The sequence below is a fragment of the Lacrimispora sphenoides genome, from assembly GCF_900105215.1.
GTDB classification, from domain to species: Bacteria; Bacillota; Clostridia; order Lachnospirales; family Lachnospiraceae; genus Lacrimispora; species Lacrimispora sphenoides_A.
In genome coordinates this window covers 1,715,094-1,732,685 of record NZ_FOIP01000002.1, presented here as the reverse complement: position 1 = coordinate 1,732,685, position 17,592 = coordinate 1,715,094, and the positions used below count along the sequence as shown (strand labels likewise).

At 44.7% G+C, this 17,592-nt stretch carries 17 protein-coding genes, 1 other RNA gene, 1 pseudogene and 1 riboswitch; of the genes and pseudogenes, 17 read left to right on the top strand and 2 right to left on the bottom strand.

The features are described 5' to 3' along the window. Window positions 1-13 precede the first annotated feature (13 nt). The 6 genes from dnaG to rnpB all read left to right on the top strand — a co-directional run bounded on the left by dnaG (window position 14) and on the right by rnpB (window position 6,722). On the top strand, window positions 14-1,783 hold the full coding sequence (gene dnaG, locus BMW45_RS24760) for a DNA primase (RefSeq protein ID WP_092250212.1): 1,770 nt from the start codon (window positions 14-16) through the stop codon (window positions 1,781-1,783). A 39-nt stretch (window positions 1,784-1,822) separates the two neighbouring features. After that, window positions 1,823-3,028: an RNA polymerase sigma factor RpoD gene (gene rpoD / locus BMW45_RS24755; protein ID WP_242883225.1), complete on the top strand. Its 1,206-nt coding sequence runs from the start codon at window positions 1,823-1,825 to the stop codon at window positions 3,026-3,028. 21 nt (window positions 3,029-3,049) lie between these two features. Beyond that, entirely contained in the window at window positions 3,050-3,751 is a 702-nt protein-coding gene (locus tag BMW45_RS24750) for a tRNA (adenine(22)-N(1))-methyltransferase (protein ID WP_092250209.1), read from the top strand. Next, a complete protein-coding gene (locus tag BMW45_RS24745) occupies window positions 3,738-4,559 on the top strand; it encodes a Nif3-like dinuclear metal center hexameric protein (RefSeq protein WP_092250206.1) in 822 nt (273 codons plus the stop codon). Before BMW45_RS24750 ends, BMW45_RS24745 begins: the two co-directional genes overlap by 14 nt. Before the next feature lie 11 nt (window positions 4,560-4,570). Then, window positions 4,571-6,232: a nucleoside kinase gene (locus tag BMW45_RS24740; protein ID WP_025233292.1), complete on the top strand. Its 1,662-nt coding sequence runs from the start codon at window positions 4,571-4,573 to the stop codon at window positions 6,230-6,232. 143 nt (window positions 6,233-6,375) lie between these two features. Beyond that, window positions 6,376-6,722, top strand: an RNA gene (gene rnpB, locus BMW45_RS24735) — RNase P RNA component class A. Between the two features lie 106 nt (window positions 6,723-6,828). Here the strand turns inward: rnpB and BMW45_RS24730 are convergent. Both BMW45_RS24730 and pyrB read right to left on the bottom strand, forming a co-directional pair. Next, a complete protein-coding gene (locus BMW45_RS24730) occupies window positions 6,829-7,254 on the bottom strand; it encodes an aspartate carbamoyltransferase regulatory subunit (protein ID WP_025233291.1) in 426 nt (141 codons plus the stop codon). Further along, window positions 7,248-8,171: an aspartate carbamoyltransferase gene (gene pyrB, locus BMW45_RS24725; protein ID WP_025233290.1), complete on the bottom strand. Its 924-nt coding sequence runs from the start codon at window positions 8,169-8,171 to the stop codon at window positions 7,248-7,250. The genes BMW45_RS24730 and pyrB overlap by 7 nt, the downstream gene beginning before the upstream one ends. A gap of 366 nt (window positions 8,172-8,537) precedes the next feature. Between pyrB and BMW45_RS24720 the strand changes: the two genes are divergently transcribed. The 11 genes and pseudogenes from BMW45_RS24720 to BMW45_RS24675 all read left to right on the top strand — a co-directional run bounded on the left by BMW45_RS24720 (window position 8,538) and on the right by BMW45_RS24675 (window position 17,591). Then, complete coding sequence (locus tag BMW45_RS24720) at window positions 8,538-9,272, top strand: ABC transporter ATP-binding protein (protein ID WP_092251181.1); 735 nt, start codon at window positions 8,538-8,540, stop codon at window positions 9,270-9,272. Continuing rightward, window positions 9,259-11,103: a COG1361 S-layer family protein gene (locus BMW45_RS24715; RefSeq protein ID WP_092250203.1), complete on the top strand. Its 1,845-nt coding sequence runs from the start codon at window positions 9,259-9,261 to the stop codon at window positions 11,101-11,103. Before BMW45_RS24720 ends, BMW45_RS24715 begins: the two co-directional genes overlap by 14 nt. Further along, complete coding sequence (locus BMW45_RS24710; protein WP_092250200.1) at window positions 11,093-12,454, top strand: ABC transporter permease; 1,362 nt, start codon at window positions 11,093-11,095, stop codon at window positions 12,452-12,454. The genes BMW45_RS24715 and BMW45_RS24710 overlap by 11 nt, the downstream gene beginning before the upstream one ends. A gap of 70 nt (window positions 12,455-12,524) precedes the next feature. Continuing rightward, window positions 12,525-12,607: riboswitch (ZMP/ZTP riboswitch) on the top strand. An 80-nt stretch (window positions 12,608-12,687) separates the two neighbouring features. After that, window positions 12,688-13,401, top strand: a complete 714-nt coding sequence (locus BMW45_RS24705; RefSeq protein ID WP_092250197.1) for an IMP cyclohydrolase — start codon at window positions 12,688-12,690, stop codon at window positions 13,399-13,401. Window positions 13,402-13,415: 14 nt separating this feature from the next. Then, window positions 13,416-14,594 (top strand): phosphoribosylaminoimidazolecarboxamide formyltransferase, encoded by a 1,179-nt coding sequence (locus BMW45_RS24700; RefSeq protein ID WP_092250193.1) that lies wholly within the window; start codon window positions 13,416-13,418, stop codon window positions 14,592-14,594. A gap of 98 nt (window positions 14,595-14,692) precedes the next feature. Next, window positions 14,693-14,968, top strand: a pseudogene (locus BMW45_RS24695) (sigma-70 family RNA polymerase sigma factor); the annotation flags it as partial. Window positions 14,969-15,009: 41 nt separating this feature from the next. Continuing rightward, complete coding sequence (locus BMW45_RS28155; protein WP_166433468.1) at window positions 15,010-15,177, top strand: hypothetical protein; 168 nt, start codon at window positions 15,010-15,012, stop codon at window positions 15,175-15,177. A 254-nt stretch (window positions 15,178-15,431) separates the two neighbouring features. After that, window positions 15,432-15,893, top strand: a complete 462-nt coding sequence (locus tag BMW45_RS24690; protein WP_092250190.1) for a hydrogenase maturation protease — start codon at window positions 15,432-15,434, stop codon at window positions 15,891-15,893. Further along, complete coding sequence (locus BMW45_RS24685; RefSeq protein ID WP_092250186.1) at window positions 15,886-16,143, top strand: hypothetical protein; 258 nt, start codon at window positions 15,886-15,888, stop codon at window positions 16,141-16,143. Before BMW45_RS24690 ends, BMW45_RS24685 begins: the two co-directional genes overlap by 8 nt. Before the next feature lie 66 nt (window positions 16,144-16,209). Further along, the gene (locus BMW45_RS24680) at window positions 16,210-16,680 is read left to right on the top strand and encodes a cytochrome b5 domain-containing protein (RefSeq protein ID WP_242883223.1); all 471 of its coding nucleotides are present in this window, start codon (window positions 16,210-16,212) and stop codon (window positions 16,678-16,680) included. Window positions 16,681-16,685: 5 nt separating this feature from the next. After that, a complete protein-coding gene (locus BMW45_RS24675) occupies window positions 16,686-17,591 on the top strand; it encodes a hydrogenase small subunit (RefSeq protein WP_330390882.1) in 906 nt (301 codons plus the stop codon). Window position 17,592: the final 1 nt, after the last annotated feature.

The following is a 17,592-nucleotide window of genomic DNA, read 5'->3' as shown; positions in this document are numbered from 1 at the left end:
GAAATGAAGCTTCATGCGATATTCGGAAGAAGTAATTGAAGAGGTCCGGATGAAGAATGACATCGTGGATGTGATCTCGGGATACGTCAAGCTGCAGAAGAAGGGAAGCAATTATTTTGGTCTCTGTCCTTTTCACAATGAAAAGTCCCCTTCCTTTTCCGTATCTCCCGCTAAACAGATGTACTACTGCTTTGGCTGCGGTGCAGGCGGAAATGTACTGACGTTTATCATGGAATATGAAAACTATTCCTTCTCTGAGGCCTTAAAAGTTCTGGCAGACCGTTCAGGCGTGAAGCTTCCTGTGGCAGAGTACAGCAAGGAAGCAAGAGAGCAGGAAGATCTTAGGTCCACTCTTTTGGAAATCAATAAGCTGGCCGCCAGCTACTTTTATTACCAGCTTAAAAAGCCTCAGGGTGATACCGGCTACCGCTATTTAAGGGACAGGCAGCTAAGTGACGAGACCATCACAAGGTTCGGGCTTGGCTACTCAAATAAGACCAGCGATGATCTTTACCGGTATTTAAAGGGCAAGGGATATGACGATAGTCTGTTAAAGCAGACCGGACTGGTGACCATAGAGGAGCGGGGGACCTATGATAAGTTTTGGAACCGGGTCATGTTTCCTATTATGGATGTGAACAACCGGGTCATTGGTTTCGGTGGCAGGGTCATGGGAGCCGGGGAACCAAAGTATTTAAACTCGCCGGAGACAAAGCTTTTTGACAAAAGCCGGAATTTATATGGTCTTAATTATGCCAGGCTTTCACGGGAAAAGTACATATTAATCTGCGAGGGCTACATGGATGTGATCGCGATGCACCAGGCCGGTTTTACCAATGCGGTGGCTTCTCTGGGAACGGCATTTACCACCCAGCATGCCCAGCTTTTAAAACGGTATACGGATAAAGTGGTTCTCACCTATGACAGCGACGGCGCTGGCGTTAAGGCTGCCCTCCGTGCCATTCCCATTCTTAAGGAAGCGGGAATCTCCATCCGTGTGCTTAACATGCAGCCATATAAAGATCCGGATGAGTTCATAAAGAATCAGGGGGCAGAAGAATTCCGTAAACGGATCGATGAGGCCCGCAACAGCTTCCTGTTTGAAATTGATGTGCTGAAAAAGAATTATAAAATGGATGATCCGGAGCAGAAAACAGAATTTTATAATCAGGTAGCCAGGAAACTTCTGGAATTCCCGGAAGCCCTGGAACGTGAGAATTATTTGGAGGCGGTATCCAGGGAATATTTTATCAATTATGATGATTTAAAACGTCTGGTCAACCGCCTGGGCGCTTCTCTTGGACCATCAGTTTCTGCTCAGAGGGAAGAAGAGGGAAACTTAAAAAACAAGAGGAAAAAGGAAAAGGAAGACGGTGTAAAGCAGTCCCAAAGGCTGCTTCTCACCTGGCTCATTGAAAATCCATTATTATTTGATAAGATTGAAGGAGTTGTTACTCCTGATGATTTTATAGAAGAACTGTATCACAAGGTGGCACGGATGGTTTTTGACGGACACGCTGCCGGAACATTGAATCCGGCCGAGATCTTAAATCATTTCATTCATGATGAAGGTCAATACCGGGCAGTCGCAGGTCTTTTTCATGCGAGCTTAAAAGAGTCCCTAGATAATGAAGAGCAAAAAAAGGCGTTTTCGGAAACAATTATGAAAGTGAAAAAAAACAGTCTGGATTATGCCAGCCGTCATGCAGCGGGGATTTTGGAACTGCAGAATATTATAAAGGAACAGGCTGCGTTAAAGGATTTGCATATTTCGCTGGATTAGGGTGTACACTATAGGCAGGCTGTGGAAGGATGGAAGAACATGGACGATAATGTGAAGAAGGCAGCAGATAAAATGGTGGGGTCAAAAAAAACGGAAGAGGAACAGGCTGCAGAGCTTAAGGCTTTGGAGTCAGCCGCTGCATTTGAGGAAAAATTAAATCAGCTTCTTCTCCTTGCAAAAAAGAAACGGAATGTGCTGGAAAACCAGGAGGTTCTGGATTTTTTTGTGGGAGAGAACTTAGACTCGGATAAGCTGGATCAGATTTATGATTTTCTGGAAAGCAATAAGGTAGATGTACTTCAAATCGGCGGTGAGGAACTGGATCTTGATGAGGATCTGTTCATAGAAGAAGATATCGAGGATGAAGAAGAAATCGATATGGAAAGTATTGATTTATCCGTTCCGGAAGGTATCAGTGTGGAAGATCCGGTCCGCATGTATTTGAAGGAGATCGGCAAGGTACCTCTTCTTTCCAGTGAAGATGAAATTGAGCTCGCCAAAAGAATTGAGCTGGGAGATGATGATGCAAAGCAGAGGCTGACAGAGGCCAATCTGCGTCTAGTGGTCAGCATTGCCAAGCGCTATGTCGGGCGGGGAATGCAGTTTTTAGATCTGATTCAGGAAGGAAACTTAGGACTTATTAAGGCTGTGGAAAAGTTTGATTACCGGAAAGGTTATAAGTTCAGCACCTATGCGACCTGGTGGATCAGACAGGCCATCACCCGCGCCATAGCGGACCAGGCCCGTACCATCCGGATTCCGGTTCATATGGTGGAGACCATCAACCGCCTGGTTCGTGTGTCCAGACAGCTTTTACAGGAGCTGGGCAGAGAGCCGGTGCCGGAGGAAATAGCAGCCAGAGCAGATATGCAGGTTGACCGGGTCAGAGAAATCATGAAGGTATCCCAGGAACCTGTATCCCTAGAGACACCTATCGGAGAGGAAGAGGACAGCCATCTTGGAGATTTTATTCAGGATGAGCAAGTTGCAGTTCCGGCCGATGCCGCCACATTTACCATGCTCCATGAACAGTTAATGGAGGTGCTTGACACCCTGACCGAACGGGAGCAAAAGGTCTTAAAGCTGCGTTTCGGACTTGATGACGGGCGGCCCAGAACCTTAGAAGAGGTAGGGAAAGAATTTAATGTTACGAGAGAACGGATTCGTCAGATAGAGGCAAAAGCATTGCGTAAACTGCGCCATCCCAGCAGAAGCAAGAAGCTTAAGGACTATCTGGATGATTAAAGATACAAGACGGAGTTTAAGATGAAGTTATCAAGGCGTTTGGAAACGATCGCTTCCTTTGTTCCGGAAGGAAGCAGAATTGCAGATATTGGAACGGATCATGGTTATATTCCTATCCATCTGGTACAGGAAGGAAAAGCAAAATATGCCATTGCCATGGATGTGCGGAAGGGCCCCTTGTTAAGGGCCCAGGCCCATATCCAGGAGGCAGGTCTGCAAACTCATGTGGAAGTCCGTTTAAGCGACGGACTTTTAAAATTAGAGCAGAACGAAGCAGACTGTGTGGTCATAGCTGGCATGGGCGGTGAGCTGATCATACATATACTTGAGGAAGGCCGTGATTTATGGGAAGGCATTTCCTACTGGGTCCTATCCCCTCACTCAGAACTGGACAAGGTGCGCAGATTCCTGGAAGAACAGGAATTTTTTATTGAGCGGGAGACTATGATAAAAGAAGAAGGAAAGTTCTATTCCGTAATGGGAATCAGCAGAAAGATAAAAACAGGCGATAAAGATGAACGCGAGATTTCCTACCGCTATGGAAGGAGCCTGCTGGAATCCAAAGATCCTGTTTTAAAAGAATATTTAATAAAGGAAGAAGAGCAGCTGGAGCAGATCATGAGAGGGCTTTCCGGGAGCCAGACGGAGGCAGCGGTCAGAAGAATGGAAGAGCTGAAGCTGGAACTAGCCTATAACAAGGAGGCACAGGATGCAGTGCGATAAACTCATAGAAAAACTGGAACAGCTGGCGCCGCCAGTTTGTGCCTGTGATTGGGATAATGTGGGCCTTTTAGCAGGCCGTAGTGATAAAGAAGTAAAAAAGGTTTTTATTGCCTTAGATGCTACTGACGAGGTGGTGGAAAATGCTGTCCGGTGGGGAGCGGATTTATTGATTACCCATCATCCCCTTATTTTCAAGCCTTTGAATAGAATTAATGATAAGGATTTTATATCCAGACGTATTATAAGCCTGATTCGCAATGACATCTCTTATTATGCCATGCATACAAACTTTGATGCCGCTCCTGGCTGTATGGCTGATGCGGCCGCACAAAAGCTTGGGCTTACAGATTTAAACGTGCTGGATAAAGAAGGCGTGATGCTTAAAGAAACAACGGAAGGTTCCAGGGAAATGGTATATGGAATCGGGAAAACGGGGTATCTTAAGGAAGAGATGACAGTAAAGGAGATCGCTGTTCTTGTGAAGGAGCGGTTTCATCTTCCCTTTGTCACTGTTTATGGAGAGGCAGCACCAGGAGCGGCCGTACGTTTTGTAGGCATAAGTCCTGGATCCGGAGGAAGTATGATCAAACCGGCTCTGGCTGCAGGTGTGAAAGTCTTTATAACAGGCGATATCGGCCACCACAGTGGGATTGATGCCGCTGCAAACCATATGGCTGTCATTGATGCCGGCCATTACGGCCTGGAATATCTGTTTTTGGACTTTCTGGAAGAGTATCTGGAGAAAGAAGTAGGGGAGGACTTAGAAATCTGCAAGGCGGAAGTAGAATTTCCTGAAACATTCATATAAGGAGGAAGCGAATGGCAGTTGTTACTATAAACGGTGTAGAAAAGCAATACCCAATTGGAACGTCTTATCAAGAGATTGCAAAAGAATATCAGCCCCAATATGAAAATGATATCTTACTGGTAAGCATAAACGGAAAATTAAGTGAGCTCCATAAAACAGTCCAGTTCGACTGCAGCCTTCGTTTCTTTACAGGGAAGGATCAGCCCGGAATCCAGACTTATCACAGAAGCGCAATATTTGTTATGATGAAAGCCTTTTACGATGTGGCTGGCGCAGAAAATATTGAAAAAGTGACTGTGGATTTTTCTCTTGGAAAAGGCTATTATATAGAGGCTCACGGAAAGATTGGACTGACTGAGGAACTGCTTTCCCGGGTAAAAGCCCGCATGCAGGAGTATGTGAGCCAAAAAATCCCGATTATGAAACGGAGCGTAAACACGGACGATGCCATTGATTTATTTCACAAGCACCGGATGTATGACAAAGAAAGACTGTTTCGCTACCGCCGGGTTTCCCGTGTCAATATCTACAGCATAGGCGGCTTTGAAGACTATTATTATGGATACATGGTACAGAATACCGGATATGTTAAGTATTTTGACCTGATATTACATGATGACGGCTTTATGCTCATGCTGCCCCAGAAGGAAAACCCCAAAGAAGTGCCTGTATTCGAGCCGGAAAAGAAGAAGAAGCTGTTCCGTGTGCTGAAGGAGAGTGTAAAATGGGGGGAACGGTTGAATGTATCCCATGTAGGCGCTCTGAATGAAGAGATTGCATCGGGTAATATCAATGAACTGATTTTAATTCAGGAGGCCTTACAGGAAAAGAAAATTGCTGAGATCGCGGAACGAATTGGCGCTGACAGGAGCAAAAAATTTGTAATGATCGCCGGACCGTCCTCATCCGGAAAAACCACCTTTTCCCACCGGCTGTCCGTTCAGCTAAAGGCTCAGGGAATGATCCCTCATCCCATTGCCGTGGACGATTATTTTGTCAATCGGGTAGACAGTCCGAAAAATCCGGACGGAAGCTACAATTATGAGGTTTTAGAAAGTCTGGATATTGAACAGTTTAATAAAGACATGACGGCTCTTCTGGCCGGAGAAACAGTGGAAATGCCGCGGTACCAATTTAAAACAGGGGTCAGGGAGTACCGAGGTGATTATCTTAAACTGGGAAAAGACGATATCCTGGTTATCGAAGGGATCCATTGCTTAAATGACAGGCTCTCCTATACCCTGCCAAAGGACAGTAAATTCCGTGTATATGTAAGTGCACTGACTCAGTTGAATATTGATGAACACAACCGGATTCCAACAACCGATTGCCGCCTGATCAGGCGGATGGTACGGGATGCCAGGACAAGGGGCGCTTCCGCGCAGGACACCATACGCATGTGGCCGGCGGTGAGAGCAGGAGAGGAAGAGTATATTTTCCCCTTCCAGGAATCTGCGGATATGATGTTCAACTCGGCTACGGTCTATGAACTGGCTGTGCTGAAGCAGTATGCAGAACCGCTGTTATTTGGCATTCCCAGAGAATCCCCGGAATATATGGAAGCAAAGCGCCTGCTAAAATTCCTGGATTATTTTCTTGGGGTTAATTGTGAGGATATCCCACGCAATTCCATTGTCAGAGAATTTATAGGAGGAAGCTGTTTTAAGGTTTAAACCGGAAAGTAGCTTTACAAATTAAGAAATGTATGATATGTTAGTATAGCTTATGAGAAGCTGTCTTTTTCGCTTCTCATAAAAGGTGCTGTTTTTTAGCACCGTCCATCCGATTATGAAAACAGTTTTTCATAATATAGTTTTGAGTAAGACAAATGGCCGCAGCTGCAAAGCCGAAAGGCTGCAGGTGAGGAAAGTCCGGGCTTCACAGGGCAGGATGCCAGATAACGTCTGGCGGAGGCGACTCCAGGGAAAGTGCAACAGAAATATACCGCCGCTTAATGCGGTAAGGGTGGAAAGGTGGTGTAAGAGACCACCGCCCTTCTGGTAACAGGAGGGGTCCATGTAAACCCCATCCGAAGCAAGACCGAACAGGGAGCATAAGGCGGCCCGTCTGCTCCCGGGTAGGTCGCTTGAGCCTGCTGGCGACGGCAGGCCTAGATAGATGGCCATTCAATGACATAACCCGGCTTATCGTCTTACTCAAAACTTAGAGAAGTGGATACGTATGTAATGTCTCTGTTCCTTATCAGAGCAGATCATATGGAAAGAATAAAAAACTGCCTTCCTTATATTCCGGGAAGGCAGTTTTTGAATTATTTAGAATATTTTTCTTCGCAATACCGACAGCGGTAAACTTCTTTCTGCTCATCGGCAAGATAGAATACATGAGGAAGCCCCTGCTCGATGGAGGTAATGCAGCGGGGGTTTTTGCATTGTATCACGTTGGTGATCTTATTAGGAAGGCTTAAGGTCTTCTTTTCCACAATCAGGTTATCCTTAATAATGTTAACCGTAATGTTATGGTCAATATATCCCAGGATGTCTAAATCAATGTGGTCTAAGCCGCCTTCAATTTTTATGATGTCCTTTTTTCCCATCTTATTGCTTCTTGCATTCTTAATGATGGCGACCTGGCAGTCCAGCTTGTCCAGACCCAGGTTATAATAGATTTCCAGACTTTTGCCGGCTTCAATGTGGTCTAATACGATTCCTTCTTTTAATCCGCTGATATTTAACATGATTTTTCTACCTCCAGTAATGTCATGATAAGAGCCATACGCACATACACGCCGTACTGTGCCTGCTTAAAGTAGGCGGCTCGGGGATCCTCGTCAACCTCCACTGAGATTTCGTTGACTCTTGGAAGAGGGTGAAGAACATACATATCTTTTTTCGCCAGTTTCATTTTCTTTTTGTCCAGAATGTAGCAGTCTTTCAAACGGATGTAATCTTCCTCATTGAAGAAGCGTTCCTTCTGAACGCGGGTCATATAGAGGATATCAAGAGAAGGCATGGCATCGTCAAGGCTGTCCATTTCTACAAATTCAATGTTGTTGGCTTTCAGTACATCTTCTCGGATGTATTCAGGCACCCGTAGCTCTGGGGGGGAAATTAAGATGAATTTGATGTTTTCGTAACGTACAAGAGCATTAATCAGAGAGTGAACCGTGCGGCCAAATTTTAAGTCGCCACAGAGGCCAATGGTCAGATCATTCAAACGGCCTTTTAAAGAATTGATGGAAAGCAGATCAGTAAGGGTCTGGGTCGGATGCTGGTGGCCTCCGTCACCGGCATTGATGACCGGTATGCTGGAATGGTTGGCAGCTACCAGTGGAGCACCTTCCTTTGGATGTCTCATGGCACATATGTCTGCGTAGCAGGAGAGAACCCGAATGGTATCAGCAACACTTTCTCCTTTTGCGGCAGAACTGGAGTCGGCAGAAGAAAAGCCTAGTACACTGCCGCCCAGATTTAACATGGCAGCCTCGAAACTCAAACGAGTTCTTGTACTTGGCTCATAAAATAATGTCGCTAATTTTTTTCCATCGCATACATGAGAATATTTTGGAAGATTTTCCTCGATATCTTTCGCCAGGTCTAAGAGTTGTCCTGTCTCTTCCACACTAAAGTCTAACGGGTTAAGTAAATGTCTCATAAGAATCTCCTTTATCCACTAAATTATGGTTTAAAATTCTATCCCATCTATTATACAGTATCCGTTAGAAAATTTCCACACTTTTTTAAAATTTATGATATAATCTTTTCGTATGCCATTTTTCCAGAAATTAGCAGCTTCCCTCCTGTAAGGAATATTTAAGGAAGCTTAAGAAAATAAAGAATGACCGATGGAAATATCTTGTTGTATAATGTGTATGCAAAGTCAAGTGTCCTGCAACAGGTACAGGATCGTTGACACTAGCAGCATTCGCCAGATACAAGAATGTCTGTATTCCTGTGCCTGGCTCATTGCTTGCATAAATAAAGAAAGGGGGTATCTATTTTGGCGGAAAAAAAGTCACCTATGATTCAGGTCAAGAATCTCTACAAGGTGTACAAAGTGGGAAACACAAAGGTCTATGCGTTAAACGGCGTGGACTTTACTATATATAAGGGAGAGTTCTGTGCGATCGTGGGCCCCTCCGGTTCCGGTAAATCCACTCTCTTAAATATGTTGGCCGGCCTTGAGAAGCCGTCAAAGGGAGAGATTGTCATTGGAGGGAACCATATAGAAAAGCTTTCGGAAAATCAGCTGGTATCATTCCGCAGAAAGCACGTGGGTTTTATTTTTCAGTCCTATAATCTTATACAGACTATGAACGCGGTAGAGAATGTGGCTATGCCTCTGTCATTTCGGGGAGTGCCGAAGAAAACAAGAAATGAAAAGGCAAAGGAATACATAAAGCTGGTGGGGCTTGAGAAACAGATGAAGCATATGGCCAATGAGATGTCAGGAGGTCAGCAGCAGAGAGTCGGCATTGCAAGAGCTTTGGCAGTGGATCCTAAGATCATCTTTGCGGATGAGCCAACTGGAAACTTAGATTCCAAGACCACCAGGGAAATTTTAAGTTTAATGCAGAAAATCGTTCGGGAGCAGAATCAGACTCTGGTCATGGTTACACATGATAATTATATTGCAAAGTTTGCAGACAGACAATTCCATATAGTAGATGGAAAGATCGTTAAAATCGAAGAACAGCATCATGAGGAACAGCATCATGAGGTTACGAAGGAGGACATGGGATATGAAGAAGGTTAGGAAAGGGATTTTATGGCTGCTTGCGGCCCTTATGATCATAGGAGCCATGCCCGGTGCGGCTTTTGCCCAGTATGACCTAAGCAAAAACACTTACATAGATGTTAAGAAGACTCCGTCAGGAAAGACCGGGGAAAACGTTACCATTAATATGGTTTTTACGAATAATAGCGGCAATGATTTAAACAATGTGGCTGTGAGGTTTGACCGGGATCTGGCGGAACAGGAATACCGGGCAACGGAAGACGCAGATGAAGATTCGAAATATACTGGATCAGTCTTTCCTTTTGAAATTACTTCCAGTACTTTTGACAACAAAAAGCTGGGAACAGTAAAGAGCGGATCATCTAAGAGTATTTCTCTTACTGGAAGGGTTCGAAGAGATATTGCAGAGGGTTATTACCTGGTACCTTTGGAAGTCGTAACGGATGCATCAAAAAAGGATGACGGCGCCCATTCCAGCTACGAAAAGGTCAACATCTGGATCACAAAATCCTCATCAACCACGGAATCCGGGAAAGATGAAGGGACGATCCAGTTTGAGCTGGGTGAAAACCAGAATACGCCTTTTGGCATCTATCCTCAAACCATGAATTTTAATATGAACGTCCGCAATGCCTCCCAAGTTACGGCTTTTGATGTGAATGTCCGGATGAAGCTGGACCAGGACAGCACAAAGTTCCCATTTGATATTAACGATGGTAACTACACCAGACATTATGACCGCATGGGCGGCGGTGAAACGGTGGAGATTCCCTACAGCATGAATATCCGCAAGGATGTTTACAGCGGATACTATCCCATTACCTTTACGATCGAATACCGCGACAGCACGGACGGTGACGTCCAGAAAGCGGAAGAGACCTTTTATGTCAAAGTTCAGAATAAAGACAAGGAAGAGGAGACCGGTGATTTCAATGCCAATGACAGAACAAAGGCCAGAATCATTGTAGATGGGTTCCAGACGAACCCGGAGACAGTTTATGCCGGGGAGGAATTTGAAATGATCCTCCATATGAAAAACGCCTCCGAAAACGTGGCAGCAACCAACCTCCTCTTTAACCTGGAATCAGAAAAAGTTACAGACAGCGCGGTATTTACCATGGATTCCGGTTCCTCATCGATTGTTGTGAATTCTCTTCCCGCAGGCCAGACCACGGATATAAAGTTAAAGCTTCGGGCGGGAGCATGGGTGGATCAAAGAACCTATGCCATCACCATCAACGAAAAGTACGACAGCCCTGAATTTAAAAACGCGGAAGAAAAGGTGACAGTAAACATTCCTGTTAAGCAGGTTTCCAGGTTGAACACGGGAACGATCGAGGTAATGCCAGATACGATTTCCGTAGGTTCAGAGACAAATGTAATGTTTCCCATTAATAACACGGGAAAGGTTCTCCTTTACAACGTAATGGTGGCCTTTGTGGGAGATTCCATCCAGCAGACCAACAGCTATGTAGGAAATATAAAGCCAGGAGAATCTGGAAATGTGGATGCCATGATCAGCGGAACAGCGCCGACCATGGATGATGGGAAAATTAAGATTATGATCACCTATGAGGATGAAAATGGGGTGGTCAGCGAACCCGTCGAAAAAGAGATAAGTTTAACGGTAACGGAACAGGAAGATTTAGATCCCGGAATGGATGGTTCAGGAGAATTTCCGGCAGTAACAGAGCCGGAAGGCACTTCCAAATATGGAAAGATCATCATTCCAGCGGTGATTGCCGTCCTGGTGATAGGAACCATTGGAACCGTATATGTGCTAAAAAGGCGTAAAAAGAAAAAGGAAGCACTGGAAGAATTAGAAGAGGAAAAAGACAATGAAATTTAGCGATTTGCTTTCCATGAGTGTAAATAACTTAAGACGCAGGAAGCTAAGGACATTTTTAACGGTTCTGGGAGTTTTGATCGGTACGGCTTCCATTGTTGTCATGGTGTCTTTGGGGATCGGCTTTAATGAACTTACCATGGAACAGATCGCTTCCTATGGAAGCCTTACGGAAGTTTCCGTATATTCCAATGCCATGTGGGGAGGAAATGAAAGCAGCAAGGACCCAAATTACATGACGGATGATGTGATTGCACAGTTTGAACGGATCGATCATGTGAATGCAGCATCCCCCCTTCTGGAAACCAGTGTTATGATGACTCAGGGTGCTTACCAGGCTTATATCAACCTGATCGGAGTCACCCAGGAGTACATGAAAAATATTCCCTTAAAGGAAGGGCAAATTCCAGAAGCGGGAAAAAAAGACTTACAGATGATTGTAGGGAATATGGTTGCCAGGAATTTCAGCAACCCTAAAAGCAATCGTAACAACTATTATGACGATTCCTCCAGCATTCCTGATATTGATTTTATAAATAGGCCCATGTTTGTTATTTTTGATATGGATGCCTATTATCAGTCCCAAAACGGGGGAACTGGGGAAGGCGGTGTAACCGTCAAACCGCCCAAAAAGTATCTCATACCAACGGCCGGCCTGGTGGAAGGCGGGCCGGAGGATTGGAATAACTACAGTTATAGCGTTTATGTGGATTTAGAAGCGCTGAAGTCCCAGTTAAAACAGATTTTTAAAAAGAAGCCCATTCCCAACCAGCCAACCAATAAAAAGGGAAAACCCTACAACTATTTTATTTATCAGCAGGCGGTTGTGGAAGTGGATGATATGAACAATGTAACAGCGGTACAAAAAGCGATTACAGATATGGGCTTTCAGGCCAATAGCAACATGGAGTGGCTGGAGCAGTCTCAGAAGCAGGCCAAGATGGTTCAGGCTCTTTTAGGAGGAATCGGAGCTGTATCCCTATTTGTGGCGGCAATTGGTATCGCCAATACCATGATGATGTCCATTTACGAAAGAACAAAGGAAATCGGGATCTTAAAGGTCCTTGGCTGCGATATGAACAATATCAGGAACATGTTCCTTCTGGAGTCAGGTTTTATCGGATTTTTAGGAGGCATAACGGGAATCCTGTTCAGCTATGGGGTTTCTTTCCTTATTAACAGATTCCTTTCGGGCCGTTTTATGTCCAATATGCCTGGCGATCTTTCCAGGATTCCTCCCTGGCTTTCCCTAACAGCCGTTGGTTTTGCTGTTTTTGTAGGAATGGCCGCAGGATTTTTCCCTGCCCTAAGAGCCATGAAGCTAAGTCCTCTTGCAGCCATAAGGAATGAATAACTAAGGGGTTTACTTGACTCGGGTAAAAAAGAGGGTTGCTTTTTTTTAGAGAATATTATATGATGATGTACAAGGTACGTGCGACTGGCGGATAAGTGGATTTTTACCACGGGGAGCACGATACGTAAAAAGCCGACCGCCTGGGCACCCTATGGGATGCCCAGGCGGTTTTTTGCGTGAACAGCGAGCCAAATGAGTTCATTGTGTTTCATTCAGAAAGGAGACCAGATCTGATGAGTTTGATTTCTTTACAAGACGATTTAAAGAGTAATTCCTATCCGGGAAGAGGCATTATTATGGGAAAAACGCCGGATGGAACAAAGGCGGTTGCCGCTTATTTTATTATGGGAAGAAGCGATAACAGCCGCAACCGTGTATTCGTAGAGGAAGGGGAAGGAATCCGTACCCAGGCCTTTGATCCCTCGAAGGTCACAGACCCCAGCCTTATTATTTACGCTCCGGTGCGGGTTATGGGCAATAAGACCATCGTGACAAACGGAGATCAGACCGATACCATTTACGAGGGAATGGACATACAGCTGACGTTTGAACAGTCCTTACGGTGCCGGGAATTTGAACCGGATAGCCCGAATTATACGCCCCGTATTTCCGGGATCATGCACATAGAAGACGGACGCTTCAACTACGCCATGTCCATCATAAAGAGCAATCGTGGGAACCCGGATTCCTGCAATCGTTATACCTTTGCCTATGATAATCCTGAGGCAGGTGAAGCCCATTTCATTCATACCTATATGCATGATGGAAGTCCTTTGCCAAGCTTTGAAGGGGAACCAAAGGTGGCAGCTACCCTTGATGACCTGGATGAATTTACTGCCATGATATGGGAAAGCCTCCATGAGGAGAATAAGATTTCTCTCTTTGTAAGATATATTGACATAGAATCCGGAGCTTATGAAACACGGATTGTAAATAAAAATCAATGACAGGAGTACAAAAGATGAACGAGCTGGAATTAAAATATGGCTGTAACCCGAATCAGAAGCCCTCAAGGATTTTTATGCCACGAGGGAAAGAGCTTCCAATTAAGGTCTTAAGCGGCCGGCCGGGATATATCAATTTCCTGGATGCCTTTCATGGATGGCAGCTGGTAAAAGAATTAAAGGAAGCGACCGGCCTTCCTGCGGCGGCTTCTTTTAAACATGTGTCTCCGGCCGGTGCCGCAGTGGGACTGCCTCTTGACCGGATCCTTGCAAAGATCTACAGGGTAGAGGATATGGAAGGGCTTTCCCCCCTGGCCTGTGCCTATGCAAGGGCAAGAGGTGCCGACCGTATGTCTTCTTTCGGAGATTTCATTTCCCTGTCGGATATCTGTGATACGGATACTGCCAGAATAATCAAACGGGAAGTGTCGGACGGCGTTATCGCCCCAGGGTATGAACCGGAAGCCCTGGATATCTTAAAGTCAAAGAAAAACGGCAATTACAACATCATTCAAATTGACCAGGATTACCAGCCGGAGCCGCTTGAGAGAAAACAAGTTTTTGGGATTATGTTTGAGCAGGGAAGAAATGAAGAGAAAATTCATGAAGATCTTTTAAAGAATGTGGTGACAAAAAACCAGGATATCCCCCCATCAGCAAAAATTGACCTGATTATTTCCCTTATTACTTTAAAATATACCCAGTCCAATTCTGTCTGTTTTGCAAAGGACGGACAAGCGATTGGGATCGGGGCTGGTCAGCAGTCCCGCATCCACTGCACAAGGCTGGCAGGAAATAAAGCGGATAACTGGTTTCTTCGCCAGGCACCACAGGTCTTGGAGCTGCCGTTTGTGGATGGCATCAGTCGTGCCGACCTGGACAATGCCATTGATGTCTACATTGGAGAAGATTATATGGATGTTATTGCTGACAACAGATGGGAAAATATTTTCAGGGTAAAGCCAGCCGTATTTACAGGAGAAGAAAAGAAGGCCTGGCTTAGTCGGCTGACTGAGGTTTCCCTGGGATCTGATGCTTTCTTCCCATTTGGCGATAACATTGACCGAGCATACAGAAGCGGTGTAAAGTACGTAGCCCAGCCTGGGGGATCGGTCCGTGATGACCAGGTAATTGAAACGTGTGACCAATATGGGATGGCCATGGCTTTTACAGGGCTTCGTCTGTTCCATCATTAATGGAAAGGAAAATAAGTACCAGCCTATATTTTTTGTAAAAGCACTTTAAAGAGAAGGCCGGCATAAAATGAGAGTAAGTAAGTTTAAGGTGGCTTTCTTTGAAAACTTTTCCCAAACCTTTAACTGCGCGAGAAGAACGAGAGTGTCTGGAACGATACCAGGAAGGGGATCAGGAGGCGAGAGCCACACTCATCGAGCGAAATATGCGTCTGGTGGCACATGTGGCAAAAAAATATCAGAATACAGATTATGATATGGAAGATCTTCTTTCCGTAGGTACCATAGGACTTATAAAAGCCGTCAATACCTTTCACCCGGACAGAGGCTCCAGACTAGCCACTTATGCGGCCAAGTGTGTGGAGAATGGTATCCTATCATAGCGGCTCCATACGGGGCGAAAGCAAGGAACCGGTGTATGCCTGCAGCAGCAGAGCATACACCGGTTCCTGACGGTTATATATTAAATTCTAAGATCATAGCATGCAAATCTTCGGCGAGACCGGATAAAATGTCGCTGGAAGCTGCAATTTCTTCTAACACATCGGCTTACGATATTTTGACCAAATCCATGGTTGATTCCTGATCAGTATATCCTTAAAGTGGTAAGGGTGCAAGCTTGATTTTTCGAAACAATTGCAAAAATATGTGCAAAAGAAACAAAAGTTTATGAAAGTTTATGTGAGTAATGCATAAAGGTTTTGGGAAAATCATCCTAATATTTCCGGAACGTATCAGGAATACAGCCACCTTTCCGCCAATAATCCCCCCGGCAAAGAATATTTAAATTTGTCCAACATATATATTGATAAATAACAATTTTGAGAAGGGGGCAAGGGTATGGTGAAGTTAGTTGCTATCGGCAATCGTTTTATGAAGGATGACGCCATAGCAATTAAAGCTGCCGAAATCTTGGAAGACCGGCTGACCCGCCAGGATATTCATGTGATCATTGGTGAAACCGATTTTCAAAACTGCTTTTATTTACTAGATAAGGGTGACTTTGTTTTCATCCTTGATGCACTTTCTTCTGGAGCGGAGCCGGGAAGCGTTCATCTGACCAGCCTTGAAGATGTGATGTCACAGCCTTCCTTATTCTCCATGCAGCATGATTTGAGTATGGTGGAACTCATGAAGCTATATGGCAGTCCATTTAAAGGGTACCTGATGGGCATAGAAATCTGCGAAATCGGCTTTGACCAGGAAATAAGCACTGTTTTAAGGGATAAACTGCCCCAGATCTGCAGGGTAATTGAATGCGCAATAAAAAAAATCATATCGGAGGAAATCACTAATGCATGATACGTTCCTAAATCAGAATATATATGAAGCAATTGTCGAAATATGCGGGGAGAATTTCATTGAGAAGATTTTTTATTTAACAATTACGGTACATACAAACAGCCATATAAGTGAAGACAGCATCCGTGACTATTTTTCAGAAAGAAATAATACGCTGATTGGAGACTGGACAAACATACAGGTTCTTAAACAGGATATAGAGCCGCTTACTGCGGTTATAGATGAAATTGAAGGTGAGATATCCCAATGAGAAAGGCCTGACTGTTGTCCGGTAAAAATATCAATCATTCAGTATTTTATTATGGGAGGTTATTTCATGGAATTAAATATGTTTTTGAATTATATCGGGAACTGCATCAAGCACATGAACGAGGATATAGAGAGACTTCATTCCAACCAGTACAACAATAACGTTGTGTTGGATCATTTGAGCAGTGAAGTGTTTATGCTGGAAAGTCATATCAAATATTTTAGCCAGACAAATCAAGTGGATATGGAAGAAACACAGTATCCATATCAGAACATCCATGCAAATCAAGCTGAGGAGGAAGTTCCAAGATACTTTACCCTGGAAGAGTTATCCCTATACAATGGAAAGAACGGAGCTCCGGCTTATGTAGCGGTAAACGGAGTGGTGTATGATGTGACAAATAATTCCGTCTGGAAAGGAGACAGCCATTTTGGTCTTGATCCAGGAAATGATTTATCAGTTAATTTTGCAACATGTCATCCGGGAGCAATGGTCCTGACCAGATTACCGATCATCGGCTATTTGGCTACAGAGTAAAGCTGGTGAAACGTTTGGATTGCGGAAGCTTTGAATGTCCTTATCAGGAAAGCAGGTTAAAAACAACGGAAAGTCTTGTGAACAGGGTAAGGGATGAAATCGCTGGTGAGACGCGGCAAAAGCGGAATCTTGTCTGGCTTGAATTAAATGGCTGCTCTGGTAATACCATCTCCCTTTTGGACGGGCAAAATCCGGATTTTAAGTATCTGCTCACTCAAATGACTAATTTTATATACAGCAACAGTCTGATGAATTCTTTTGGAAACAAGGCCATGGATCAGTTGTTCAACGTGATAGGCAGTGATTATATCCTTGCTGTGGAAGGTGCAGTATCTTTAAAAGACAACGGTTCTTATAACGTCATCGGCCGGCACAACGGCAGGGAGATTACCGGATATGAGGCGGTTAAAAGACTGGGTGAACAGGCGGCCCATGTGATTGCCGTGGGAGCCTGCGCTTCCCACGGAGGCGTGTCGGCGGCAAGGCCCAATCCAACTCAGTGTGTGGGAGTACAGGAGGTTTTGCAGAGAAAAGTGATTAAATTAACAGGCTGTCCATGTCATCCGGACTGGTTTATGGGCACTCTGGCATATCTGATATTATATGGGGAACCCCCGCTTGATAGCAGAGACCGTCCCTTGATGTTTTACAGCATTACCATTCACGACAGATGTCCAAGGAGATCTTATTTTGACAGCGGCATCTTTGCAACGAAGCTCGGACAGGAAACCTGTATGTACATGATGGGCTGTAAAGGTCCGGTTACCCAGATCGACTGTCCCATTCGCCAATGGAACGGGCATGTCAACTGGCCCATAGGAGGTGATTCGCCCTGCATCGGGTGTGCTCAGTTTGGATTTCCTGATGCAATGGAGCCTTTTATCACCTATGACACTATGAGAGGGGAGTAAA